The sequence below is a fragment of the Salinivibrio sp. IB643 genome (assembly GCF_001996105.1).
GTDB lineage: Bacteria > Pseudomonadota > Gammaproteobacteria > Enterobacterales > Vibrionaceae > Salinivibrio > Salinivibrio costicola.
In genome coordinates this window covers 1-25,097 of record NZ_MUFF01000028.1, presented here as the reverse complement: position 1 = coordinate 25,097, position 25,097 = coordinate 1, and the positions used below count along the sequence as shown (strand labels likewise).

Annotated in this window: 23 protein-coding genes; 15 read left to right on the top strand and 8 right to left on the bottom strand. The window is 50.9% G+C overall.

Annotated features, from left to right (window positions below; all coding sequences use genetic code 11):
• The first annotated feature begins 20 nt into the window (after positions 1-20).
• From BZG77_RS11905 to BZG77_RS11890, 4 genes are all read left to right on the top strand, one after another.
• Positions 21-1,574, top strand: coding sequence for an ABC transporter substrate-binding protein (locus tag BZG77_RS11905; protein ID WP_077647396.1), 1,554 nt, complete (start codon positions 21-23; stop codon positions 1,572-1,574).
• A 59-nt stretch (positions 1,575-1,633) separates the two neighbouring features.
• Positions 1,634-2,611, top strand: coding sequence for an ABC transporter permease (locus BZG77_RS11900; RefSeq protein ID WP_021022169.1), 978 nt, complete (start codon positions 1,634-1,636; stop codon positions 2,609-2,611).
• Between the two features lie 3 nt (positions 2,612-2,614).
• On the top strand, positions 2,615-3,553 hold the full coding sequence (locus BZG77_RS11895; RefSeq protein ID WP_077647395.1) for an ABC transporter permease: 939 nt from the start codon (positions 2,615-2,617) through the stop codon (positions 3,551-3,553).
• A gap of 120 nt (positions 3,554-3,673) precedes the next feature.
• Positions 3,674-4,477, top strand: a complete 804-nt coding sequence (locus BZG77_RS11890) for a hypothetical protein (RefSeq protein ID WP_077647394.1) — start codon at positions 3,674-3,676, stop codon at positions 4,475-4,477.
• A gap of 122 nt (positions 4,478-4,599) precedes the next feature.
• Here the strand turns inward: BZG77_RS11890 and BZG77_RS11885 are convergent, their stop codons facing one another.
• From BZG77_RS11885 to hemC, 4 genes are read right to left on the bottom strand one after another with little or no spacing between them, the layout of a single operon-like run.
• A complete protein-coding gene (locus tag BZG77_RS11885; RefSeq protein ID WP_077647393.1) occupies positions 4,600-5,796 on the bottom strand; it encodes a heme biosynthesis HemY N-terminal domain-containing protein in 1,197 nt (398 codons plus the stop codon).
• Entirely contained in the window at positions 5,793-6,920 is a 1,128-nt protein-coding gene (locus BZG77_RS11880; protein ID WP_077647392.1) for a uroporphyrinogen-III C-methyltransferase, read from the bottom strand. Before BZG77_RS11880 ends, BZG77_RS11885 begins: the two co-directional genes overlap by 4 nt.
• Positions 6,913-7,677, bottom strand: a complete 765-nt coding sequence (locus tag BZG77_RS11875) for a uroporphyrinogen-III synthase (RefSeq protein ID WP_077647391.1) — start codon at positions 7,675-7,677, stop codon at positions 6,913-6,915. The genes BZG77_RS11880 and BZG77_RS11875 overlap by 8 nt, the downstream gene beginning before the upstream one ends.
• On the bottom strand, positions 7,674-8,609 hold the full coding sequence (hemC, locus tag BZG77_RS11870) for a hydroxymethylbilane synthase (RefSeq protein WP_077647405.1): 936 nt from the start codon (positions 8,607-8,609) through the stop codon (positions 7,674-7,676). Before hemC ends, BZG77_RS11875 begins: the two co-directional genes overlap by 4 nt.
• Positions 8,610-8,998: 389 nt before the next feature.
• Between hemC and BZG77_RS11865 the strand changes: the two genes are divergently transcribed.
• Positions 8,999-11,584 carry a class I adenylate cyclase gene (locus BZG77_RS11865; RefSeq protein ID WP_077647390.1) on the top strand — a complete coding sequence of 862 codons (2,586 nt, stop codon included), beginning with the start codon at positions 8,999-9,001 and terminating at the stop codon, positions 11,582-11,584.
• A 55-nt stretch (positions 11,585-11,639) separates the two neighbouring features.
• On the opposite strand, the gene cyaY is transcribed toward BZG77_RS11865, so the two are convergent.
• Positions 11,640-11,951 carry an iron donor protein CyaY gene (gene cyaY, locus BZG77_RS11860; RefSeq protein WP_021022161.1) on the bottom strand — a complete coding sequence of 104 codons (312 nt, stop codon included), beginning with the start codon at positions 11,949-11,951 and terminating at the stop codon, positions 11,640-11,642.
• 77 nt (positions 11,952-12,028) lie between these two features.
• Here cyaY and lptM point away from each other — a divergent pair, with 77 nt between their 5' ends.
• The 7 genes from lptM (at position 12,029) to uvrD (ending at position 18,997) form a co-directional block, all read left to right on the top strand.
• On the top strand, positions 12,029-12,139 hold the full coding sequence (gene lptM, locus BZG77_RS15055) for an LPS translocon maturation chaperone LptM (RefSeq protein ID WP_241824095.1): 111 nt from the start codon (positions 12,029-12,031) through the stop codon (positions 12,137-12,139).
• 24 nt (positions 12,140-12,163) lie between these two features.
• Entirely contained in the window at positions 12,164-13,417 is a 1,254-nt protein-coding gene (gene lysA, locus BZG77_RS11855; RefSeq protein ID WP_077647389.1) for a diaminopimelate decarboxylase, read from the top strand.
• Positions 13,418-13,425: 8 nt separating this feature from the next.
• On the top strand, positions 13,426-14,256 hold the full coding sequence (dapF, locus tag BZG77_RS11850; protein ID WP_077647388.1) for a diaminopimelate epimerase: 831 nt from the start codon (positions 13,426-13,428) through the stop codon (positions 14,254-14,256).
• On the top strand, positions 14,253-14,945 hold the full coding sequence (locus tag BZG77_RS11845; RefSeq protein WP_077647387.1) for a DUF484 family protein: 693 nt from the start codon (positions 14,253-14,255) through the stop codon (positions 14,943-14,945). The genes dapF and BZG77_RS11845 overlap by 4 nt, the downstream gene beginning before the upstream one ends.
• Complete coding sequence (gene xerC, locus BZG77_RS11840; RefSeq protein ID WP_077647386.1) at positions 14,942-15,898, top strand: tyrosine recombinase XerC; 957 nt, start codon at positions 14,942-14,944, stop codon at positions 15,896-15,898. Before BZG77_RS11845 ends, xerC begins: the two co-directional genes overlap by 4 nt.
• A 1-nt stretch (position 15,899) precedes the next feature.
• Positions 15,900-16,628, top strand: coding sequence for an HAD-IA family hydrolase (locus tag BZG77_RS11835; RefSeq protein WP_158011445.1), 729 nt, complete (start codon positions 15,900-15,902; stop codon positions 16,626-16,628).
• A 188-nt stretch (positions 16,629-16,816) separates the two neighbouring features.
• A complete protein-coding gene (gene uvrD, locus BZG77_RS11830) occupies positions 16,817-18,997 on the top strand; it encodes a DNA helicase II (protein ID WP_077647384.1) in 2,181 nt (726 codons plus the stop codon).
• A 96-nt stretch (positions 18,998-19,093) separates the two neighbouring features.
• Here the strand turns inward: uvrD and BZG77_RS11825 are convergent, their stop codons facing one another.
• Together BZG77_RS11825 and rarD are read right to left on the bottom strand one after the other, a co-directional pair.
• Positions 19,094-19,738, bottom strand: a complete 645-nt coding sequence (locus BZG77_RS11825; RefSeq protein WP_021022154.1) for a LysE family translocator — start codon at positions 19,736-19,738, stop codon at positions 19,094-19,096.
• The gene (gene rarD / locus BZG77_RS11820; RefSeq protein WP_077647404.1) at positions 19,735-20,667 is read right to left on the bottom strand and encodes an EamA family transporter RarD; all 933 of its coding nucleotides are present in this window, start codon (positions 20,665-20,667) and stop codon (positions 19,735-19,737) included. Before rarD ends, BZG77_RS11825 begins: the two co-directional genes overlap by 4 nt.
• 171 nt (positions 20,668-20,838) lie before the next feature.
• Between rarD and recQ the strand changes: the two genes are divergently transcribed.
• The 3 genes from recQ (at position 20,839) to BZG77_RS11805 (ending at position 23,789) form a co-directional block, all read left to right on the top strand.
• Positions 20,839-22,719, top strand: a complete 1,881-nt coding sequence (gene recQ / locus BZG77_RS11815; protein ID WP_077647383.1) for an ATP-dependent DNA helicase RecQ — start codon at positions 20,839-20,841, stop codon at positions 22,717-22,719.
• On the top strand, positions 22,706-23,008 hold the full coding sequence (locus BZG77_RS11810; protein WP_077461686.1) for a DUF3630 family protein: 303 nt from the start codon (positions 22,706-22,708) through the stop codon (positions 23,006-23,008). The genes recQ and BZG77_RS11810 overlap by 14 nt, the downstream gene beginning before the upstream one ends.
• 112 nt (positions 23,009-23,120) lie before the next feature.
• A complete protein-coding gene (locus BZG77_RS11805; RefSeq protein WP_021022149.1) occupies positions 23,121-23,789 on the top strand; it encodes a 7-cyano-7-deazaguanine/7-aminomethyl-7-deazaguanine transporter in 669 nt (222 codons plus the stop codon).
• Between the two features lie 343 nt (positions 23,790-24,132).
• Here the strand turns inward: BZG77_RS11805 and elbB are convergent, their stop codons facing one another.
• Positions 24,133-24,783: an isoprenoid biosynthesis glyoxalase ElbB gene (gene elbB / locus BZG77_RS11800; RefSeq protein WP_077647382.1), complete on the bottom strand. Its 651-nt coding sequence runs from the start codon at positions 24,781-24,783 to the stop codon at positions 24,133-24,135.
• Positions 24,784-25,097 lie beyond the last annotated feature (314 nt).

The following is a 25,097-nucleotide window of genomic DNA, read 5'->3' as shown; positions in this document are numbered from 1 at the left end:
ACGCATAAAGGAGCTATGCAATGAAAACAATGAAGAGCAAGATTGCCGTGGCGCTTATGGCCGCCGGCCTGAGCTTTAGTGCTGCCGCTGCCGACATTACAGTGGCTTATGACGCGGATCCCGTTTCTTTGGATCCGCATGAGCAACTGTCTGGTGGTACCTTACAGCTATCACACATGGTCTTCGACCCCTTGGTCCGCTTTACCCAAGAGATGGACTTCGAGCCTCGTCTTGCCACCTCGTGGGAGCGTATCGACAATCAAACCGTGCGTTTCAACCTTCGCGAAGGGGTCACTTTCCACTCCGGTAACCCATTTAGTGCTGATGACGTTGTTTGGACGTTTGATCGTTTGAAATCTTCGCCGGATTTTAAAGGGATTTTCACCCCAATCGTTGACATCAAAAAAGTCGATGAGCACACCGTTGATGTGGTCACCGACGGCACCTACCCACTGGTAGAAAACGTGATGACCTACGTGTTCCCCATGGATAGCAAATTCTATAGTGGTGAGACCGAAGACGGACGCGACAAATCTGAGCTGAAGAAAAATGGTTCAACGTATGCATCAACACACTTGTCAGGCACAGGGCCGTACGTGGTCGACGAACGTGAACAAGGCGTAGTGGTTGAATTTGACCGTAATGAGAATTACTGGGACAAAGACAGCGTAGGCAATGTCGACAACATCACGCTGCGTCCGATCAAAGAAGATGCCACCCGTGTCGCGGCACTGCTATCGGGTGATGTCGATATGATCGCCCCTGTATCGCCTAACGATTATCGTCGCATCGATCGCTCTGATAATTTGCAGCTGGTGACCATGCCTGGTACACGCGTGATTACCTTCCAAATGAACCAAAGTGTGGTGGATGAATTTAAAGACCCGCGTGTCCGTCAAGCGGTGGCGTATGCGGTCAATAACGAAGGCATCGCGCAAAAAATCATGAAAGGCGCCGCGACACCGGCAAGCCAGCAAAGCCCAGTCGGTTATGCGGGTTACAATGCCGATCTCGCGCCGCGTTATGACTTGGCGAAAGCGAAAAAGTTGATGGAAGAAGCCGGTTATCCTGATGGTTTTTCTGTCACCATGATTGCCCCCAATAACCGCTATGTGAATGATGAAAAAATCGCTCAAGCGGTATCCGCGATGATGGCGAAAATCGGCATCAAAGTGGATTTACAGACCATGCCAAAAGCGCAGTACTGGCCTGAGTTTGATAAGTGTGAAGCCGGTATGCAAATGATCGGCTGGCACCCAGATACGGAAGATTCGGCTAACTTTACCGAGTTCCTCACCATGACCCGCAACGCTGATACGGGTAAAGGGCAGTATAACTGCGGCCATTACTCGAACAGTGAAGTGGACAAACTGGTACTCGATGCGAATTCAGAAACGGATCTGGAAAAACGTAACGCGATGCTGCAAAAGGTCGAGAAAATCTTGTATGACGATGCGGCATTCCTTCCTCTGCACTGGCAAGATCCGTCTTGGGCAGCCAAAAATAACGTTAACATCAAACCGATCGTTAACGGTATGAACTTCCCTTACTTCGGCGATTTAGTGGTCGAGTAATGGATTGACACAGGGCCCCAATCCTGGGGCCTTGATTACCCAATCGCTTAGAGGCACACATGGTAACGTTTTTAGTCAAACGTCTGGTACAGGCACTGATTGTGATGTTTGTCATCAGTCTGGTGGCGTTTGCTATCCAAGACAACCTTGGCGACCCCTTGCGGGAGCTGGTGGGACAATCAGTATCAGAAGCAGAGCGCGATGCGCTGCGCGATGAAATGGGACTCAATGATCCCTTTATAACCAAATATACTCGCTTTGTCGGTCAGGCCCTACAAGGTGATTTAGGCAATTCTTACTTCTTTAAACGACCGGTTGTCGATGTCATTTTAGATAAACTGGGCGCCACTTTAGAGCTGGTGGTCGGTGCGGCGTTGATCATCGTGGTGGTGTCGATTCCACTTGGTGTGTACGCCGCTATCCATCCCAAAAGTATACTTACCAAGATTATCATGGGCTTTAGTATCGTAGGGATTTCGATTCCCGTGTTCCTGACGGCAATCATGCTGATGTACGTCTTTTCCATTGAGCTTGGCTGGTTACCTTCCTATGGGCGAGGGGAAACGGCCAATTGGCTAGGTTGGGAGTCTGGCTTTTTCACCCTAGACGGCCTTGCGCACTTAGTATTACCCGCCGTGTCATTGGCCTCTATCATGTTGCCGCTATTTATTCGCTTGGTGCGTTCTGAAATGCTGGAAGCGTTGGGCACTGAATATGTCAAATTTGCGCGTGCGAAAGGGCTCCCCGAAAATAAGGTTTATTATCAGCATGCATTGAAAAACACCATGTTACCTGTGGTGACTGTAGGCGGAGTGCAAATCGGCACCATGATTGCCTATACCATTTTGACAGAAACCGTGTTTCAGTGGCCAGGAATGGGCTTTCTCTTTCTTGAAGCGATCAACCGTGTCGATACACCTCTGATTACTGCCTATGTCATTTTCGTCGGATTAATCTTTGTCGTCACCAATACATTTGTCGACTTACTGTATGGCCTGATTAATCCCACGGTTAACATTACCGGTAAGGAGGCGTAAGCGATGACACAAGCACATACCACCCCAAGTCGCTGGCAACGCTTTTTGGCCTCAGATTTCCTCTATCACTTTAAGCGTGACAAGGTGGCGATGGCCAGTTTTGCCATTTTTATGGTTTTTCTCCTACTGGCTGTGTTTGCGCCTTTGGTGGCGCCAACCAATCCTTATGATTTGATGTCGATTGATATCATGGACTCAGAGTTACCGCCTGCTTGGATGGAATGGAGCGATCCTCGCTTCTTATTAGGGACGGATAACCAGGGCCGAGATATCTTATCCACTATGATTTATGGCCTGCGTATCTCTCTGACCATTGGCCTATGTGCGGTGGGATTACAGCTCATCTTAGGGACAATCATAGGACTGAGTGCGGGGTACTTTGGCGGACGGGTAGATAGCTTCTTTATGCGGATTGCAGATATTCAACTGTCTTTCTCTACCATGATGGTGGCGATCATTGTGTCTGCGATTTTTAAAGCCAGCTTTGGTAGCGAGTTTTATAGTCAATATGCGATCTTGATGCTGGTGGTGATTATTGGGATTGCCGAATGGCCGCAATATGCGCGTACTATTCGTGCCTCTGTACTGGCGGAGAAGAAAAAAGAATATGTTGAAGCGGCGCGTGTGATGGGGTTTCGATCACCGCGTATTATGTTCCGGCACATTCTTCCCAACTGTCTGTCTCCGATCTTGGTGATTTCAACGGTTCAAGTGGCTAACGCGATTATGTCAGAAGCGGCGTTATCGTTTTTAGGCTTGGGTATGCCTGTCGATCAGCCGTCTTTGGGCTCATTAATTAGTATTGGCTTTAATTACATTTTCTCTGGTTCGTGGTGGATAACGGTCTTTCCTGGTATTGCCTTAGTGCTGCTGGTGTTGGTTATCAACTTGCTGGGTGATTGGCTCAGGGATGTGTTTAACCCCAAAATTTATAAAGGATGAGAAAAATGGCTGCGTACGCAGCCATTTTTGTTCGTACCTAACAGCTTGAGAATCGTCAGCTTGAGTCATTGTACGACTTTGCTTAAGCTGATGAACATTAAGTGTCGAAGGGAGTAAATCATGGGGCGGTGGCGAGGTCTGGTTGTCACGCTAATGGCAACGTGGGGAATGATATCCTCAGTGAATGCAGCGCAAACACCTTGTGCGATTATCGACAATCAGCAAGGTTGGCCGATCATTGGTGAAAAATGCGATATTGGCAATGGGCTGTGGGGTGATCAGTCTCCTGACCCGCAAAGTTCAGCATTTTGGGTCCAGTGCGGTGCCACAAACGGGGTGCCATCACGTCAGTTTCATCAAACATTGCGCCAAGGTTTGCCGGATTTACCCTTTCAAGTGCAAGTCCGCGAAGGGCGTGGTCGTTGTTTAATTGGTCCGTATCAGGCTCTCGATGTCGCCAATGTGGTGCTTAAACGTGTACGCATGTTTGGTCCGACACGCCAAGCGGTGTTGCGCCAAACCCGTCAACCCCTATCTCAGCCTGCAGTCATACGCTTGCCGCCACTGGCGGAGACAAAAGCGTCTACTCTGCCAGAGACAAGCGGAAAAGCAGCCCAATCCGAAGCCGCCTTCAATTTGAGCCACTTTGGTTTACCTGAGCCTGAGCAAGGTGAGAAACAGTATACGGAAAAAGGGATGAGCTGGGGGCGGCTACCTTATGCGAAGGCGGAACCGCGTTGTCAGCAAGAAGGAATGGTACTTGCGTCCAAGCAGGACTTAACCCAGGTCGCCCAAGCCACCGATCAATTACCGATGCGTTTACCTTACTGGGTACAAGGCGCCCAGGGTGTTGATGCCAATACCGGCACGGTGGTCACGCGTAATCAAGTGGCAGCGCTCAATGTATTGTGTAAAAAAGGATAGCGAGTCGGCAAACTGGGGTTAGCTTTGATAGTAAGGTTAACCACAGAAGCGATACGTGATGGCATCGCATCGACAAAAACGCCCCATTTTATGATGGGGCGCTTTTGTTACTGTCAGGCGTATTATGCTGCGGGCGGACGCTCGGGCAGTGCCATTTTTAAGGCGGTGCGCGAGATATCGCTGGCCGCTTGTCCTTGGTTGAGTTTATCTAACACATCGGCAAGGTAGGCATAATCACTGACATCAGTACGGTATTCGAGTGCTTGCTCAAAGTGGCTGCGCGCATCTTGCCATTTGCCTGCTTGCATCAGCAGCTGGCCCAGCGCGCTGTGAACAACCGGATTATGGCTATCGCGGGTTAGCAACTCTTCTAGCATGACCACGGCCGGATAACTGTCGGGTAAGTTGAGCGTAGGGATCAGTGCAATCAAGCGATCATCGGGCCGCTTTTTCAAGGTTTCACGCAATAAGATGTAGGCTTCAGAATCGGCATTTCGCGCCGACAAATGATGCACTAATCCAGCGAGCAGTACGGGTTGGTTACGTTTGGCCTTCGGCAGTTGGTTCCAATGCGCAAGCAGCCCTTCTGCCCCTTTCTGACTGGCAACATGCGACATAACGCCAAGCTCGGCACGCTCATACAATACGTCAAGTTGTTCACTATTGAGCAGTTGTGCTTTTTTTAGCGTTGGAAGAAGGTTGAGTAACGCTGACCAGTCTTCTAATTGGATATAGGTCTCTTTCAACAGGGACAGCATCACAGGGTTGCGTGGGTGTTGGCGTTTTATTGCCCGCAGTGAGGCCAATGCTTGCTCATACTGCCCGCTTTGGCTGTGTAACTGGGCGCGAGTGAGGGCGAGCGCTAAACTGTTGGCATTGATATCGGCGGCGTGTTGTAGGTACTGATCCCGCGCATGTAAATCTTGGCGTTGTTGTGCCGCTTCTGCGGCGGCGAGCAAGTTGTGCATGGGAGCATCACTGTGTGAGCGCGCTTTAGCGAGGAGCTTTTCCGCCTTTTTCCACTCGCCCTCGCGTAATCTCATTAAGCCAGTCTGGGTCTGCTGGCGAGCTTTACGCTGTTTCCGGCCGGATAACCAACCACTGGCAGTACTGCTCATCGAAAAGAGTTTTCTTAGCACCCACTCTAGGGCCCAGAGCACTGCAATGAGCGCGGCGATGAGCACTAAGAGGGTTGTAACGCTCATTTCAATGGTTTGCTGGGCCGCTGAAATGAGCACGTAGCCTTGGTGACCAGCCAGTTGTGGACCAACCACCAAGCCTGCCGCTAAAACGAGGACAAGTAACAGCAGTCGTATCATGATTGGCCTCCTGTTAGCGGTGCAATATCTCGGCGCAATCGGGTATCAATCTCATCACTGACGAGTGTTTGGCTGCTGAGCTTTTGCGGAAGGTCGACCCCAATGCGCTGTTCGTTCAGGGCGTTGAGTTGCTCAACAAAACGGCGGGTGGCGTTAGCATCCTGATTATAAAAGCGCAGCGCCCAGTCTTGGGCCATGCCAAGTGCTTCATGATAGAGGGTGTCATTCCCTTGATAGACAGCCCGCATGGCTTGATCGAGCTTGCTTTTTAGGTTCTCTTGCAAATAATAGCTTTGTGTCGGCGAGAGCAGTGGCACCACATTACCGTCGCGTTTGCGGTAGGTAATGAAATCATCAACAAATCCTTTCAGTGAGGTGGTCAGGTTTACTTGCCAATCGTTGACCGACTCGCTCACCACCGGAGCTTGCGTTTCCTCTGCCTCAGGGATCACGGCGCTGGCAAGGGGTAAGTCCTCGACTTGTCGTTGCATACTCGTCAAGCGCAATACTATGCCATCTTTATCCACCCGCTTGACCGCTTTTAAAGCCGTTATATCGTCAGCTAACGCTTGGCGAATCGGTACCAACGACGGGTCGTTGAGCTGGGCAATGCGATGATCTGCCGCTTCCATCAGCGCTGTGGCGCTTTGCGCATCGTGCTCAAGCCACACTTTGCGCCCTGCCATACGAATTAAATAATCCGCTTCCGCAAGTAACCAATCGTTAGGTCGGCGGCCTTTCACATCGGCCATTGCCTTTTGCAGACTCTTCAGGCTGCTATCTTGTTGATTAAGTCGTGTTGTAGTGGCGTCCTCAAGTTGCTCTCTCGCTTTTTCAGCGGCTTTTTGTTGCTGGCTAAGGGATTGTTCAAGGTTAGCAATTTGAGATTGTTGCGCCGATACTGTGTTTTGTAAAACAGTCGCTTGCTGGTGCCCATGATAGAACACCCATCCACTCGAGCCGAGTGCTATCGCGATAGCAATCGCGCCAAGAACAATACCGCCACGTCCCCCTGATGATGTGCTTTTTTTTGCTGTTTTCCCTGATGAGGAGGCATCCGTGGCGTGTGTCTTGGGTGACGAGGGCGTCGTAGCCTTGTTTGATTTGGTTTTGTTGTCAGTCATCCGAAAGTCCCGTTTTACTTAACCTGAGCAGCGTGTGAACTAGGGCTGAATTGGCCACGCTGTCAACGGTCGTAATCGTTTCAAAATCGAGCCCTGTGGCTTGATCTTGAATCCTTTTACTGGGCACCAGTATACGGCATTGGCGCAGCCAGTGCTGTCCGCTTAATGTGATAAGTTGATCAAAGTAGGCTAATTGTTGGCCACTGGTGATCACCACGGTGTCGATAGTGTCTTTAGGCCAGCTTACTACTTGCGATACTAAAGGCTCAATGGCCCATTGTCGCCAATAGGTCTCGCAATAGTGAACTTGCGCGCCTTGATCGCTGAGTGTTTTTGCCATCATATCGCGGCCGCTGTCACCGCGAAGAATCACCACCTGCGCCCCCTTTACCGCCATAAATGGAGCCAGTGCTAGCATGCCCTCACTGTCTTCGCGGACCGGGTATTGGACAGTCTGGCCGCAGACGGCTTGCCACTCATGAGCAGTGCGTTGCCCAACGGCAACATAATGACAATCACTGGGCCAGGCCATCTCCTGGCGTTGCAATGCCTGATGCGCAAAGGCCACGGCGCGTGGGCTCACTGCGACTAAGATGCTGTCAGCAGGCAGTGAGCCGAGCAAGGAGGCGAAGGTTGGTAAGTCTCGCCCCGGCGCAAAACTAAGTAGCGGGCAGGCGATCGCCGCCAGCCCTTGTTGGGTAAGCTGATCGACTAACTCACTGCAGTCTGGCTCGGGGCGAACAATAACCGTGGTCATGCGTCGTCTTGATAAAGTTTATCCAGAATTTGGCGCGCACCTTGAGCGAGAAGCTGCTCGGCTAAATCTGTCCCTAGTGCTTCCCCTTTCTCTAATGGGCCGGTGATTTCGGCACGTAAGATGGTCGAGCCATCCGGTTCGCCCACTAATGCGCGCAACCAAATTTTGTCGCCTTGAATTTCCGAATAGCTGCCAATAGGCACTTGGCATCCGCCTTCAAGACGATTATTCATCGCGCGTTCACAAAGTACACGTTGTGTGGTGCTGGCATCAGAAAGGGGGGCCAATAAGGTCCGAATACGTTCATCATCCAGTCGACACTCGATACCCACGGCACCTTGCCCAACCGCGGGCAAGATGACTTCTGGTGGAATTTCATTACGTATGCGTTCATGTAAACCTAACCGTTTTAACCCAGCGGCGGCGAGAACGATCGCATCATACTGACCATCATCCAATTTCCCTAAGCGGGTGCCGACATTGCCGCGTAAGGTATTAATGATCAGATCCGGACGACGTTCACGTAGTTGTGATTCGCGGCGCAGGCTAGACGTGCCGACGACAGCCCCTTCGGGTAAATCATCAATGCTGTTGTAATGGTTAGAGACGAAAGCATCGCGTGGGTCACCGCGCTCACAGATGGTGACCAATCCCAGCCCTTCTGGAAACTCAACCGGGACATCTTTCATCGAGTGCACGGCAATATCCGCGCGGCCGTCAAGCATTGCTTGTTCAAGCTCTTTAATAAACAAGCCTTTACCACCGATTTTAGCGAGGGGCGTGTCCAGAATCACGTCACCTTTAGTGACCATAGGCACGAGCTCGACGGTCAAGCCAGGATGGGAAGCTTCGAGTGCTTCTTTAACAAATTCCGCTTGCCAGAGCGCCAAAGGACTTTTGCGTGTGGCAATGCGCACGGGTGTTGAGTACATGGTGTTGCTTCCTTCTTGATTCATAACCACCATCGTATCATTGCCATTGGGTGGCTCGTAATAGTCGTCAATCGCTTTCGAGATTTATGATGGGCTTATCGTCATATAGGTGAAAAAATGTGATCGATAGCGTATTATTTGCGCAAATAGTGAGATCGTTGGGCGGCAAAAAGTGAAAGTTACGACTAAGGCAGTAGAGCGTAAAAGTTGATATTGGTCTCAAAAAGCGCCTATAGTGCGTCACGAATCTCACCACACAGGCATCGGGGTTATTGACTTTACCCGACTTGTCGAGAGTGTTACATTGATCACGTTTTGTTATCTGCAATTGGGCGGATACGGTGAAGACAGTAACGTCGACCTGTTGACCGGGATGTCAACGAATCTGGATGATTGCCTTGCAAACATACGTACAACAGCAAACTGAGCGCATAGAGGCGTTTAACCGCGTGAGAATGGATCGCGCGCGGTCAGCAATGAGTCGTCAAGCTCAAGCCATTTTTGATGTGCTGCCAGTGCTTTTACATCTCAACCACCCCGCATTGCCCGGGTTTTGTGGCGACAGTGTGCCTTTTGGTATCGCTGATTATCAGCTTGACGAGACACAACGAGAGTTTGTCTCTGACTGTCTGATCCACTCAAAGACGCGCTTCTCCTCTTTAACTGCATGCGTTGATGAACGTCGTCGTCATCCGATTAAAGGCATGTATACCATGGGCAGTACCGGCTCGATGGGACAAAGCCTCACCAGTGATCTGGATATCTGGGTATGCATTGATGCTGCCGTCACCACCGCCCAGCGTGATAAACTCGATGCCAAGTGCATGGCGATTTCCGAATGGGCGCTAAACCAAGGGGTTGAAGCCAACTTCTTTTTAGTGTGTGAAGGGCGGTTCCGCCATCACCTCAGCCAAACCATGACCAGTGATAACTGTGGTACCAGTCAGCACTTCTTGTTGCTTGACGAATTTTATCGTTCGTCAATGCGTGTTGCGGGGCAAAAGTTGCTTTGGTACATGGTCCCGCCAGAAATGGAAGGCTGTTACGACGACTATGTCGATACCTTGGTGGCAGACCATGGTCTTGACCGACGTGATTGGGTTGATTTTGGCGGCCTGCCGACCATCCCGGCGGAAGAATACTTCGGCTCGAGCTTGTGGCAGCTTTATAAAAGTATCGATTCACCGTATAAATCGGTACTCAAAGCGATATTACTTGAAGCGTACTCGTGGCAGTACCCTGGCACCCAACTACTAAGTGTTGATGGTAAGCGCCGCTTTTATGCCGGCTGGGTTGATGTATACCAGTCCGATGCGTATTACCTGATGTTGGAAAAAGTGACGCGCTACCTCGAGTCAATTGGCGACGCCCGCCGCTTAGACCTTGTCCGTCGCTGTTTTTATCTCAAAACCCATGAAAAATTAACGCAGTCACCGTCGACCGGTTCAGTGGCATGGCGGCGTGACGTGCTGCGTCTATTGGCTCATGAGTGGGGCTGGGACGAGCAGGCGTTGACGTATCTGGATAACCGTCGTCACTGGAAGGTTGAGGAAGTGCAGTACGCACACAACGAGCTGCTTGATGCGTTAATGCAAAGCTATCGTAATTTGATTCGCTTTGCGCGCCGCAATGACATCACCTCGGCGATCAGCCCGCAAGATATCAGTACGTTAGCGCGTAAGCTTTATGCCGCGTTTGAAGAGCTACCGGGTAAAGTGACCTTGCTGAATCCGCAGATTTCACCGGATCTGCACGAGCCAAACCTGACCTTGATTCAAGTGCCCGAAGGGCGAACGAATCGACCGGGATGGTATTTATATAAACATTCCCTGGATCCGGTCGACATCATCGGTCGTGCGCCACTGGCGCATAACAGCTATCTGTCTAAGCTGATCGCTTGGGCGTTTTTTAATGGTTTACTGACCGAGTCGACGCATTTGCACACCGTAGTACGTGATGCAGACGTTGATATTGATATCCTGTATCAATTGGTCAGTGACATTCGCAACACCTTCTCTCTGCGGCCGCCACGCCCAACCTTGGACGCGTTATCAAGCCCCTGTGAAATTCGTCAGCTCGCCTTGTTTATTAATTTAGAGCAAGATCCGACGTCGGCGTATAAAAAACCATCGATGCGGTTTGATTTTAAAAATAGCGATATCTTTAGCTATGGCCCCGAGCAAACCTGCCTGGTGGGCAGTGTTGATTTGGTCTATCGCAACTCGTGGAATGAGATCCGGACACTCAACTATCGCGGTGATGATGCGATTCTTGAAGCGCTGAAAACCATGTTAGGAAAAATGCACCAAGATGCGGTGCCACCTGAATCGGTCGATGTGTTCTGCTATTCGAGTAAAATGCGCGGCCTGATCCGCAACTTGGTCTACCAACTGGTGGCGGAATGCATTGAACTTAGGCTAAAACCGGTTGAAAAGGAAAAACGGCGTCGATTCAAAGCGTTGCGTATTGGATTGCAAACGCACGGCTTGTTCTTTGAACGTCGTGGCGTGTCCGTGCAACGTTTAGAAAATTCGGTCGATTTTTATCGCTGCATTTCCACGAATAAAGTGAATGGCACGCCGGTGATGGTGGTGGATAATCCGCAAGATGTGCACCCACCCGCGGTCGTCGATGCCTACGCCAGTGAAGGCTTGGTGCAGTTTTTCTTTGAAGACTGCGCCAATGGCTACAATCTTTATATTCTTGATGAGAGCAATCGCGTTGAAGTGTACCGCCAGTGCAGTGGTGATAAAACAGAGATGGTACAGGGCGTGAACCGTTTTTATACCTCCTCTCACGACCGTTATAGCTACAGTGCTAATTTTATTAACTTTAACTTGCCGCAGTTTTATCAGATTGTCACCGATGATCGCGGTGAGCCACAGGCGTTACCTTTTAAGTGCGATACACAATGGCAGCCGCCTCGCCAACCACCTCACGATGGCTTTAGTGGACAAGTGGCGTCATTTAAATAACCCAGAGAGCGGCTTTTTAGTGCGCTCTCTGGGCATTGTTAGCGCCTGCTCCAGATCACCAAGATACCGGCTCTCCAGCATGCCTGCTGCACTCTTGTTGGACTAAATCCATTAAGATTAAGCCGGTCTTGCTGCACGTCCACTCGCCCTCTTTTAACGCGAAATGAAAACCGCCACCTTTTGACGCGACCCAAATTTCTTGCATCGGCTCTTGACGGTTAATGATGATCTGGCTGCCATCGTCAAATTCGAGTGTCATCACATTGCCGACACTCTCATAATCGATGTCGGCGCCTGAGTCATCGATACCTTCTTCGATGGCCTGCATTTGCAAATCGACTAGCTGATGATATTCCGTTGTATTCATCCCGTTATATCCTATTGCTTTTCATGGTTGTGATGCGATTATAGAGGGCATTGACTCGATAATCACTGGCATTCACTATGCGAAAACTCGTCATTTTATTGATACTCACAGGCATCATGACACTGACCGGCTGTGGCCAACAAGGGCCCCTGTATTATCCGGACGAACAACCGACGCAAAATCAATAACCCACGACAACAGGGACGAACACCTTGGATTACTTTAATTATCAGGACGACGGCCAGCTATGGGCCGAATCATTGCCATTGGCTCAGCTTGCCAACGATTACGGCACGCCATTGTATGTGTACTCGCGCGCGACCTTGGAGCGCCATTGGCATGCTTTTGATTGTGCTGTGGGCGATCATCCACATCTTGTATGCTATGCCGTGAAAGCGAACTCAAATATTGGCGTATTAGATATTCTGGCTCGGCAAGGATCGGGTTTTGATATTGTGTCGCAAGGTGAATTGGAACGCGTCTTGGTTGCAGGCGGCGATCCGGCGAAGGTCGTATTTTCAGGTGTGGGTAAAACGGCGGTTGAAATGCGGCGAGCGCTGGAAGTGGGGATAAAATGTTTCAATGTCGAATCACACTCTGAGCTTGACCGCTTAAACCAAGTGGCGGGCGAACTGGGTGTCGAGGCGCCAATCTCTCTGCGCATTAATCCGGATGTTGATGCCAATACGCACCCTTATATTTCCACGGGCCTCAAAGAAAACAAATTTGGCATTGCTTTCGGGGAAGCGCTAAATAGTTTTCGCTATGCTGCCAGTTTGCCCCATCTGAAGGTGGAAGGTATTGATTGCCATATCGGTTCGCAGCTAACGGATCTGACCCCCTTTATTGAGTCCACAGACCGCCTGTTGGCCTTAATTGATACTTTGGCGCAAGAAGGCATTCAGATTCGCCACCTTGATGTTGGTGGCGGCCTCGGGGTGACCTACAGTGATGAAAAACCACCGCAGCCTTCGGAATATGCCAAAGCGTTGCTGGCGCGTTTGGATAAGCATCGCCATCTTGAGCTGATTTTTGAGCCAGGCCGTGCCATTGCTGCTAATGCCGGCGTCTTGCTTACCAAGGTGGAATTTCTTAAACACAGCGAACATAAGAATTTTGCCATTATTGATGCCGGTATGAACGACTTAATTCGTCCTTCCTTGTATCAAGCTTACCAAGAAATTATTCCGGTGGTGCCGCGTCAAGGAGAGCCCAAAACCTACGATTTAGTGGGGCCGGTGTGCGAAACCGGAGATTATTTAGGTAAGAATCGCTCGCTAGTATTAGTCCCAGATGATTTGTTGGCGGTGCGTTCAGCGGGTGCGTATGGCTTTGTGATGGCCTCTAACTATAATTCGCGCTGTCGTCCTGCCGAAATCGTTGTCGACGGTGAACACGCATACTTAGTGCGTGAGCGTGAAAGCTTGGCGTCACTGTGGCAACTTGAAAAGCGCCTACCAGAATAAGGATTGGCATGCAGATACAGTTTGCAAAAATGCACGGACTGGGCAACGACTTTATGGTGGTTGACTGTGTTACACAAAATGCGTTTTTCTCCCCGGATCTTATCCGGCGTTTAGCCGATCGTCATCGGGGTATCGGCTTTGATCAACTACTGGTGGTGGAGCCGCCTTATGATCCGGAAACCGACTTTCACTATCGAATTTTTAATCCTGATGCGTCTGAAGTTGCCCAATGTGGCAATGGCGCGCGTTGTTTTGYCCGTTTTGTGCGCATGAAAGGGCTCACTAATAAATATCAAGTTAATGTCAGCACCCAAGCGGGAAAAATGCGGCTACATATTGAGAACGACAACCAGGTGCGGGTGAATATGGGCGAGCCTATTTTCACGCCGGGCAAGATCCCGTTTCGGGCTAATTCACAAGAAAAGACTTATTTGATGCGCGTAGCGGAACAGACTTTATTTGTCGGGGCCGTGAGTATGGGAAATCCACATGTCGTCACAGTGGTCGATGATATTGATACGGCGGATGTCGAGACGCTGGGGCCGCTACTTGAAAATCATGAGCGCTTTCCCGAGCGTGTGAATGCCGGCTTTATGCAGATCCTTTCTCGTAATGCGATTAAGCTTCGGGTGTATGAGCGCGGCGCCGGAGAGACTCAGGCTTGCGGCAGTGGCGCTTGTGCCGCGGTAGCGGTAGGGATCGATCAAGGGTTGTTGGATGAGCAAGTCACCGTCACGCTACCGGGCGGGGAGTTACGGATTCTCTGGCGTGGTCCGGGCCAGCCTTTATCGATGACCGGGCCTGCAACACATGTATATGATGGACAATTGCAATTATGAATCACGGGATAGACGCCACCACATTGGAAACCATGCCGTTGAGCGAGGAAGCAGTAGCCGAGTATTTAACTGATAATCCTGACTTTTTTTTGCGTCAGCGTGATTTGCTGGCGCGGTTAACCATCCCGCACGCTGAACAAGGGGCAGTCTCCTTAGTCGAAATTCAACTCAAGCGCCTGCGTGAACGGGTGGCGGAGCTGGAAGAAGACATTACCCAGCTAATGAGCCTAGGGGCGAAAAACGATGCCTTGTTTCGTGCTTTTGCCGAGGCGCATCAGGCCCTGTTGCGTGCCGACACACCGCAGGCGGTGCAAAAAGCGTTAACGGCAATTAGCGAACAACTGCAACTGAGCGTTAGCTTACGGGTGTATGCGCCTATCGACGGCCTGCAGACTATGTCGCGTCAGGTGGTGGAGCAATTAAAAAACCATCACTTTGCTGGCCGCCGTTGCTATTTGGGCCGTTTGCGCCGTGTGGATGCGGAAGCGGTGATGGCAACGCCACCGGAGCTCGGCTCTTTTGCGCTGGTACCGATTAAAGGGGAAGGCAAAGAGTGGGGGCTGTTGAGCTTTGCCAGTGCAGATGGCGGGCACTTTCAGCCAGAAATGGATACGCTCTTTATTGAACAACTGGCCTCGCACTTAGCCATCTTATGTAGCCAATGGGCAAAAAGAGGTGAGCGTCAGTGACCGCGGTAACGTCTGACCAAGCTGCTCCCCGTTCACTGACGGTCCCTCTTGACCGCTTTTATCAATATCAGCTGAGCGAGCGCGGTCTCAGTGCGCATACTCAGCGTAATTATCAGCGCCAGCTAGATAAAATTGTCGACTTTCTGACCGCGCGCGGCATCGCTCACTGGACCGATGTTGATGCTGACTGGGTGCGACAAATTTCGAGCCAAGCCAAACGTGATGGGCTGAAACCGGGCAGTATTGCTTTACGTTTGTCCGCGCTGCGTAGCTTTTTCGACTATCTGGTGCAAGACGAACAGCTTGCCGCCAATCCTGCCAAAGGGGTCTCGGCGCCGAAACAAGGCCGTCATCTCCCGAAAAATTTGGATGTGGATGAAATGCATCAGCTGCTCGAAGTGGACGAAGACGATCCTTTGTCGGTGCGTGATCGGGCGATGATGGAACTGATGTATGGCGCGGGGCTACGTTTGGCCGAGCTGGTGGATCTTAACGTCCGTGATGTCTCAGTACGCAAAGGGGATTTACGTGTCATCGGTAAAGGAGAAAAAGAGCGCATTGTGCCTTTTTCCGGCATGGCAAAAACCTGGGTGATGAACTGGCTCAAAGTACGTAATCAGCTCCTCAAAGGCCCAGAAGACGCGCTGTTTATTTCTAAGCTCGGCCAGCGTATCTCGCATCGGAGCGTGCAAAAACGCATGGCAGAGTGGGGGCAAAAGCAGTCGGTCAATAGTCATATTAATCCCCATAAATTGCGCCACAGTTTTGCCACCCATATGTTGGAGTCTTCGGGGGATCTGCGTGCCGTGCAAGAGCTGCTCGGCCATGCCGATTTGAGCACCACACAAATTTATACCCACTTAGATTTTCAACACTTGGCGAAAGTGTACGATGCCGCGCATCCCAGAGCGCGCAAATCAGGTCCAGATAAAAAACCGAACTCGGAGTCGTGATATGAAATTTTATCGTCGCTTACAGGCGTTTGATGCGGTGAGTTTTGACTTGGATGATACCTTGTACGATAACTGGCCGGTGATCGCACGCGCCGAGGCGGCGTTAACTGACTATTTGCGCGAGCATTGTCCGCCAATTGCGGCGCTTGATAACGCGACGATGGCGGGGTTTCGTCGCCAAGCGCGCGACCAGAACCCAGCACAACGCTTTGATGTGACCGCGATGCGGGTTGCCCAGCTGACGCTTGCCGGTGAACATGTTGGTTTAACCGCGGAGAAGGCGCGCGCACAAGCTCAAGCGGCGACGACCTTCTTTTGCGGATATCGCAGTGACTTTACTCCGCCGGCACAAAGTTTGGCTTACTTAAAAGCCTGGTCCGAGAAACTGCCATTGGTGGCCATCACCAACGGCAACGTCGACACCGATGCGATTGGTCTAACGCCGTTTTTCCAGCACATTTTCCGTGCCGGTGAACACGGTGCGGCCAAGCCGAGTCCCGAGATGTTTGATAAGGCGGTGCAGGCCTTGGGCATCGCCCCGGCGCGTATTTTACATGTGGGCGATCACTTAAGTTCGGATGTTGCCGGCGCGCGTCAAGCGGGCATGCAAGCATGCTGGATTCGCCCAGAGCGGCAATCACCCATGATGCACAAAGGGCGCACCTTGCCGGATGTGGCGATCGATGATTTATCTGAACTCGATAGCTTAATTCAGCAGTGGCACCGTTAGGCCGCGATACTGCTATGCGATATTACGCATACTACCGGTATTACTCATAGCTCCGATATTACTCATAGTACTGATATTTCCACCATTCACTCGGTTGAAGCGCTGATCGTTATCGGGCGCGCAATTTAGCGCTGAGCTGGTATAATCGCCAACCAGTGTATAAATACCCAGTAAAATGGCAGGTGGCGATGGACGTATCAACTCTTCTTGACGGACTCAACGACAAACAGCGTGACGCCGTAGCCGCGCCGCTTGGCAACCATTTAGTGCTTGCCGGGGCCGGTAGTGGTAAAACACGGGTGCTGGTTCATCGTATGGCTTGGCTAATGCGGGTGGAAGAAGCGTCACCATTCTCGGTGATGGCGGTGACCTTTACCAACAAAGCAGCAGCCGAAATGCGTGGCCGTATTGAGCAATTGATGCAAGGCACGGCCTCGGGCATGTGGTGTGGTACCTTCCACGGCATTTGCCATCGTATTCTCCGTGCCCACTATTTGGACGCCAACCTGCCACAAGACTTCCAAATTCTTGATTCAGACGACCAGCAGCGCTTGCTGCGCCGGTTAATTAAAGCGCAAAACTTGGATGAAAAACACTGGCCCGCCAAGCAAGCGAGTTGGTACATCAATGGCAAAAAAGATGAAGGCTTGCGTCCCAAGCACATTGATACCCGCCATGATCCGGTTGAAAGCACTTGGCTACGGATTTATCAGGCGTATCAAGAAGCCTGTGATCGCGCCGGTTTGGTCGATTTTGCCGAGATCTTGCTGCGAACCTTAGAGTTATTGCGCGATAAAGCGGTGATCCGCGAACACTATCAAGCACGTTTCCAGCACATTTTGGTGGATGAGTTCCAAGATACCAACAACATCCAATATGCGTGGCTACGCATGATGGCCGGTCAACAGGCTAGAGTGATGATTGTCGGCGATGACGACCAATCCATTTACGGCTGGCGTGGCGCAAAAGTCGAAAATATTCAGCGTTTTCTGGACGATTTCACCACCCCGCAGACTATCCGTTTGGAGCAAAACTACCGCTCGACCAGTACGATTTTGCAAGCGGCGAACACCCTGATTGAAAACAACGCCGACCGGATGGGCAAAAGCCTGTGGACCGAGGGCAAAGAGGGCGAGCCTATTTCGGTGTATGCCGGGTTTAATGAGCTAGATGAAGCGCGGTTTGTGGTCGGGAAAATCAAAACCTGGCAAGACGAAGGCGGTGCGCTCACTGATAGCGCCATTTTATACCGCAACAACGCACAATCCCGGGTGCTGGAAGAAGCCTTAATTCAAGCTGGCTTGCCTTATCGTATCTACGGCGGTATGCGCTTTTTCGAACGCCAAGAAATCAAAGATGCGCTGGCGTATTTACGTTTGATGGCGAATCGCAATGACGATGCGGCGTTTGAGCGAGTAGTGAACACGCCCACTCGAGGGATTGGTGATCGCACTCTTGAGACGCTTCGTGGTGCGGCGCGCGATCGTGGCCAAACCTTATGGCACACTGCCGAGCAAATCTTGGCCGAAAAAGCGCTGGCAGGGCGTGCGGCCAATGCATTGGGCCGGTTTATCGAGCTGGTCAATGCGCTAGAAGATGACACCCGTGACATGGCACTGTATCAACAAACTGATGCCGTGATCCGTCACTCTGGCTTGCGCGCCATGTACGAGCAAGAAAAAGGCGAAAAAGCGCAAGCACGCGTCGATAACTTGGAAGAGTTGGTGACGGCCACGCGCCAATTTACGCCACCCGAAGAGGCGGAAGCGGAAGGGATGACACCGCTGTCGGCATTCTTGGCCCACGCCGCCCTTGAGGCCGGTGAAGGCCAAGCGGACGAGTTTGATGACGCGGTCCAATTGATGACCTTGCACAGTGCCAAAGGCCTCGAGTTCCCCTTGGTTTTTATGGTTGGGGTGGAAGAGGGCATGTTCCCCAGCCAGATGTCAGCCGAAGAAGCGGGCCGCTTAGAAGAAGAGCGTCGCCTTTGCTATGTCGGCATGACGCGAGCGATGGAAAAACTCTATCTGACCTATGCAGAAATGCGCCGTGTGTACGGCAAAGACATGTTCCATAAGATTTCGCGCTTTATTCGTGAGCTGCCCGAGGCCTGCTTGGAAGAAGTGCGGATGCGTGCCAATGTCTCACGCCCTGCTGCAAGCGGTGGTCGTTTTTCCAAAACGCAGACTCAGGAGAACTTTAACCAAACCGGGTTTAGTTTAGGTCAGCGGGTGCAACACCCTAAATTTGGTGAAGGCACCATCATCAACTTTGAAGGCAGTGGCGGACAAAGCCGCGTGCAAGTCGCCTTTAATGGAGAAGGGATCAAGTGGTTGGTAACTCAGTACGCTAAACTGGAAGCGCTTTAATCCCCGCTGCTTAACGCCACAAAACGTAATATACGCCCAGCCTCGGCTGGGCGTATTGGTATTTGCGCCATCGCCTGCATTTTTGCAGCCGTGGCGTTAGCCGAACACGCCGGCTTGCCACACGACCGCGCCACCTAGCAGCAAAAACAACAACGCACACAGGCCATCGATAACTGGGGCGACTTTGGTGAGCACTTGCTGTACGCGACTGCCTGATAGCAGCCAGGCGAGCGAAGAAAACCACCCTAATGAAAGCAGAAACACCACCGCCACGGCCATGGCTTTGCCACTGGCAGACATGCTGGCCGGTACCAAGGTACTCATCAACGAAATAAAAAACACCAAGGCTTTCGGGTTAAAAAGGTTGGTCAGCACCCCTTTCCAAAAGGCCTGTTTTTGGCCGCGTACCGCAGGCGCATCATTGGCGGTTTGCACTGGCGCTGTGGTGGCGGCGAGCAAACCTTTAATGGCGCTAAGGCCTAAATACATCAGTACACTGCCCCCCGCCACCTGTACCCACATAAACAGTTGCGGGTGCTGATGCACCAATAGACTGATGCCGGTAATGCTCAATATTGTGTGTGCCAAAATACTGAGTGATAACCCCAGCGCAATCGCCAAGCCAGTGGCACGGCCATAACGGGTCGCATTTTGGAGCACCAAGGCAAAGTCGGGCCCGGGGCTGAGCAGCGCAATCATATGTACCCCCGCCAGCGTGGCGAGAATAGTCAGCTCGTTCATTCTGGTTTTCCTATTGATAACGCGGCACGTTTAATGTTGGTGACTTGATGTCGTTTGTTCTGATAGGCATCAACGCTAAATATCGCCAAGGCGGCCCAAATAAAGGCAAAGGTGGTGGCTTTATCTGGGGTAAAGGGTTCGTCATACAAGCCGACGGCGAGTAAAAACATTAAGCTTGGGCCGATGTATTGGAAAAAGCCCAATACCGTCAAAGGTAGGCGGGTCGCGGCACCGGTAAAACACAACAAAGGTATCGTGGTGATCAAGCCGGCAGCAGCAAGCAACATATTGAGATTGATAGGGTTATCGAACAGGTTGGCGCTGGGGCTGTCGGCAAACTGCCATAAATAAATCAATGCCACAGGAAGCAGGGTGCAGGTTTCCACAAACAGACCCGGCACCGCCGGTAAGTTGATTTTTTTGCGCAGTAAGCCGTAAATCGCAAAGCTGGTGGCCAGCGCTAGGGCTATCCAAGGCAGTGAGCCAAAGGTCATCAATTGTACCAATACCCCCACCAACGCCAGCGCGGCGGCAAGCCATTGTAGACGACGGAAACGTTCACCAAGAAAGATCATCCCCAGTGCCACGTTCACCAGTGGATTAATGTAGTAGCCAAGGCTGGCATCCAGCATGCGGTTATTAACAATCGCCCAGATAAAAATCAGCCAATTACAGCCAATAAAGCAAGAGGTGAGCATCAACATCAACAGCTTTTTTGGCTCGCGGATAATCGGTTTAAGCTGATAAAAACGACGGGTAAAAAACAGCAGCAATGCCAAAAAGACAAACGACCAAATAATCCGATGCGACAAGATTTCTGGCGCCGGAATATGGTTGACCGTTTTAAAGTATATAGGGGCAATTCCCCACATAATGTAAGCTGCAAGGGCTAATAGCACGCCTTGGCGGGCGCGTTTCGGATCTGGAATCACGGTGTTTTCTCGTTATGGGTATCGATAAGGAATGAACGCGTATTCATGCATGTTGACTAGATGTAACAAGTTGTAAGCACCGGCGCAAGCACCTTTCTTAGTGCTCAGGGTTTCATCAGTCAGAGGGTGTCGGTAGAATGAGCGCCAGTTTGAGTAACGAGCTTGATTATGTCCGCCACCCCCGCTCATGTCTATACACCAACGGCGACCGACGCCGCTACCATTGACCCTGCCACGAGTCCTGCCCACCAGGTACTCAAAGCGGTGTTTGGTTATCATCAGTTTCGCGAGGGTCAGCAAGCGGTGATTGACGCGGCGATTGCTGGCCGTGATGCCTTGGTGATTATGCCAACCGGAGGCGGGAAATCACTGTGCTATCAGATCCCTGCGTTGGTACGTACTGGTTTGACCGTGGTGATTTCGCCTTTGATCTCGTTGATGAAAGATCAGGTCGATCAGCTCAATGCCAATGGCGTCACGGCGGCTTGCTTAAACTCGGCGATGACCCCCGAGGCGCAAGCGGAGATTTTGCGCGCCTTAAACCATGGCGAAGTGAAACTGCTGTACGTGTCGCCTGAGCGTGCCCTGGGCCGTGATTTTCTTCATCGCTTAAGTGATTGGCAACTTGGATTAGTGGCGGTGGATGAAGCGCACTGTATTTCCCAGTGGGGGCATGACTTTCGCCGCGAATACGCCTCTTTGGGTCAGCTGAAACAGCATTTCCCCGATGTGCCGGTGATGGCGCTGACGGCGACCGCGGATGCCACCACGCGCGAGGACATTCTATCTCGCCTTACCCTGAACGATCCGCTAGTGCATCTGGGCAGCTTTGATCGCCCGAATATTCGTTACACGCTATTAGAAAAGCATAAACCCTTAGCGCAATTGGTACATTTTTTAACTGGCCTACGCGGTCAGTCAGGCATTGTGTATTGCAATAGTCGCAAGCGGGTTGAGCAGGTCGCGCAAAAACTGTGCGACAACAATATGCTCGCCGCTGCTTACCATGCCGGCATGACCACTGAGGCGCGCGGGTCGGTGCAAGAAGCGTTCCAACGTGATGATGTCAATATTGTGGTGGCAACCGTGGCATTTGGCATGGGGATTAACAAGCCCAATGTTCGCTTTGTGGTGCATTACGATGTGCCGCGCAATATTGAGTCTTACTATCAAGAAACCGGCCGTGCCGGACGAGACGGACTACCGGCTGAAGCGGTGTTGTTGTACGACCCCTCAGATATGGGGTGGCTTCATCGCTGTTTGGAAGAAAAGCCCGAGGGGCCACAAAAGCAGGTCGAAAGCCATAAATTGACTGCGATGGGCGCGTTTGCCGAAGCGCAAACCTGTCGCCGTTTAGTGCTCCTGAACTACTTTGGCGAAAACCGCCAAACCCCGTGTGGCAACTGTGATATTTGCCTCGACCCGCCCACTCATTTTGATGGCACCGAACAAGCACAAAAAGCGCTGTCGTGCGTGTACCGTGTTAACCAAAGCTTCGGGGTCGGGTATGTGGTGGAAGTGTTGCGCGGGATGCAAAATCAGCGCATTAAAGATCATGGCCATGACAAGCTCTCTACCTATGGCATTGGGCGAGAGTGGAGCCATGAATACTGGGTAAGCATTATTCGCCAATTGATCCATCGCGGTTATCTGGTGCAAAACATTGCCCGTAGCTCGGTACTGCAGTTAACTGAACAAGCGCGGCCACTATTGCGTAGCGAAATGGCGCTTGAATTGGCGGTACCACGTATCGGCCTCAGCCCACGCACCAAAGCCAATAAGCTGAGTCAGCGCCATTACGACAAAAAGCTATTTGCCAAGTTGCGTAAGTTACGTAAAGCGATTGCCGATGAGGAAGATATTCCACCGTATGTGGTGTTTAACGATGCCAGCTTGATGGAAATGGCCGAGATGCTGCCTTCCTCACACGCTGAGCTGTTGGCGGTCAGTGGCGTCGGCCAGCGCAAACTGGAAAAATTCGGCGATGCGTTTTTAGATTTAATTGACGATCACCTTGGCATCAGTGAGTACGGTTATGGTACCGAGTAATTGGCCTTTGATTGAATCAGACTGTGCCTTGGCATTTTCTCAGCCACAGCTGGATGCGGATAATGCCGAGGTTATCTGTCAGCCATTGCTTGACGTGTTACAAGCTCAAGTACTGGAAAGCCAGCAAGACGCCGACATGATGACCTGGCTAATTGACTTTGAAGGCACGCGTCTGATGCTCAAAGCGGCCCATTACACCCAGAGCGTATGGTTGGAGCCATTGGAGAGTGATGGTGATGAAGTGATAGCCTTCTTGCGGCGCTGGTGGATACGTCATCCGCCTCTTTAAATTACACTGGCACCGTCGATTGATTGCTGTATAATTCGCCACCTCGCGCTGCCTGTTGATAGGTAGCTAAGTATTTTGGGTTCCCTCGCCCCCAATAACAAAAAGGTGCACTATGAGCCACTTTTCTCTCGCTCAGCAGCGTAAAGCGCTGAGTTACCTCGTGATATTCCATCTTATCATTATTGCCTCCAGTAATTACTTGGTGCAGATCCCTTTTACCGTTTGGGGTTTCCACACCACCTGGGGAGCATTTACCTTTCCGTTTATTTTCTTGGCTACCGATCTGACTGTCAGAATTTATGGCCCTGGATTAGCGCGTCGCATCATTTTATTCGTGATGATGCCAGCTTTGCTGATTTCCTATGTGTTATCCGTCTTGTTTTATCAGGGCAGTTACCAAGGATTCGCGGAACTGAGCACGTTTAATCTCACGGTGGCTCGGATTGCGATTGCCAGCTTTATGGCCTATCTACTGGGTCAGATTTTAGATATTCATGTGTTCAATCGCTTACGCCAGCAGCGCCAATGGTGGGTGGCACCGAGTTGTTCTACCTTGTTTGGTAATGCCTCAGACACGCTCGCCTTTTTTGCGATTGCGTTTTACCAAAGCCAAGATGCCTTTATGGCGGAGCACTGGGTTGAAATTGCCCTGGTCGACTACGCCTTTAAGCTGATTATTAGTTTGGGGCTGTTTATTCCTATGTACGGGGTGTTGCTCAATGTGATTATTCGACGAATCACACAGGTGACGCCGTCGGGGGCGGTGCAGCAGACGTCTTAATCGATAAAATAACAAAGGGTCGCATCGCGGCTCTTTTTTTATGTCTGTTTACCGATTACCGGCTTTATTTTGAGAAGCAGATCAATAAATGTACAGCGAATAAAAAATAAACGTATTTTCTTCTTGATTAACGATAATGAGAATGGTTATTATTAACCTGCACTCAGGGACATGACACGACGTTCCTGAAGGCACGACATTGCTCACATTGCTTCCAGTGTATTGGGGCCAGCAAACTGTTCTGATAACAGCTTTGTTTTTGCGCTCACTTGTTACAGCGACGCCCATCTCGGCGTCGCTTTTTTCTTTTTCTCTGCTGCGTTTCTGTGCGGATGAGCGTGTCTTAGGCGAGTTCTACCAATTTTTTCACCATCCGATTGATCCCACTGGCAGCATCCAGTACTGACGTCGCCAGCATATAGGCGGGCGTGGACAGGAGATGGTGGCGCTGATCTAATACATAATCTGATACCGGACACTCAATATGTTCACCGCCCATCCGATTAAAGGCGGCAGCGATATCGGGCTCATTGCCAATGGTGCCTTTTACACCTTTTGGATAGATCTGCGGGATCATGATTGGCGCGATACACATATAACCGGCGGGCTTTTCTGCACGCATAAAAGCTTGGCAAACCGCAAACATATCTTGGTGTACCTGCACCGGATCGCCATTGTAAGCAAAGTCTGACAAGTTCTTGGCTGCACCAAAGCCACCGGGAACCAGTAAGGCGTCGAAGTCATCGACGTTTAAATCGGTAAGCGGAAGAATCTCACCACGAACAATACGGCTGGCTTCGGTGAGCACATTGCGCGTTTCGTTCATCGGCTCACCAGTACGATGATCGATCACATGGTGCTGATCGATATCTGGTGCGAAACACTGCCATTGCGCATCGTTTTGTTCTAGTGCTAGCAGCGATAATACGGTCTCTTGGATCTCTGCGCCGTCAAACACGCCGCAGCCAGATAAGATCACAGCCACCTTTTTCATCACGCTCTCCTTGTATCGAGATTAAAAATATCGCAATCAGTGTGGGCAATGCACAACGATCAACGACGCTAATATAGGCTACGTTTATCAGTGTCGCATTGGTACTGGGTTAGGCGAAAGCTTAGCGAACTTCGGCAATGAAATTGGTGATTATCTCCGCAGTTTATGATGACTTTCTCTGCAACCTTGGGACCCATAGCGATTTCTTTTTCCACACCACAAGATCCTTGTTCGATCAAGATCAGGATCCTTTGTTTTTATTTATCTGTTTGATTATTAAAGGTTAAAAATTTATTTTTCTTCTCTATTTAGAC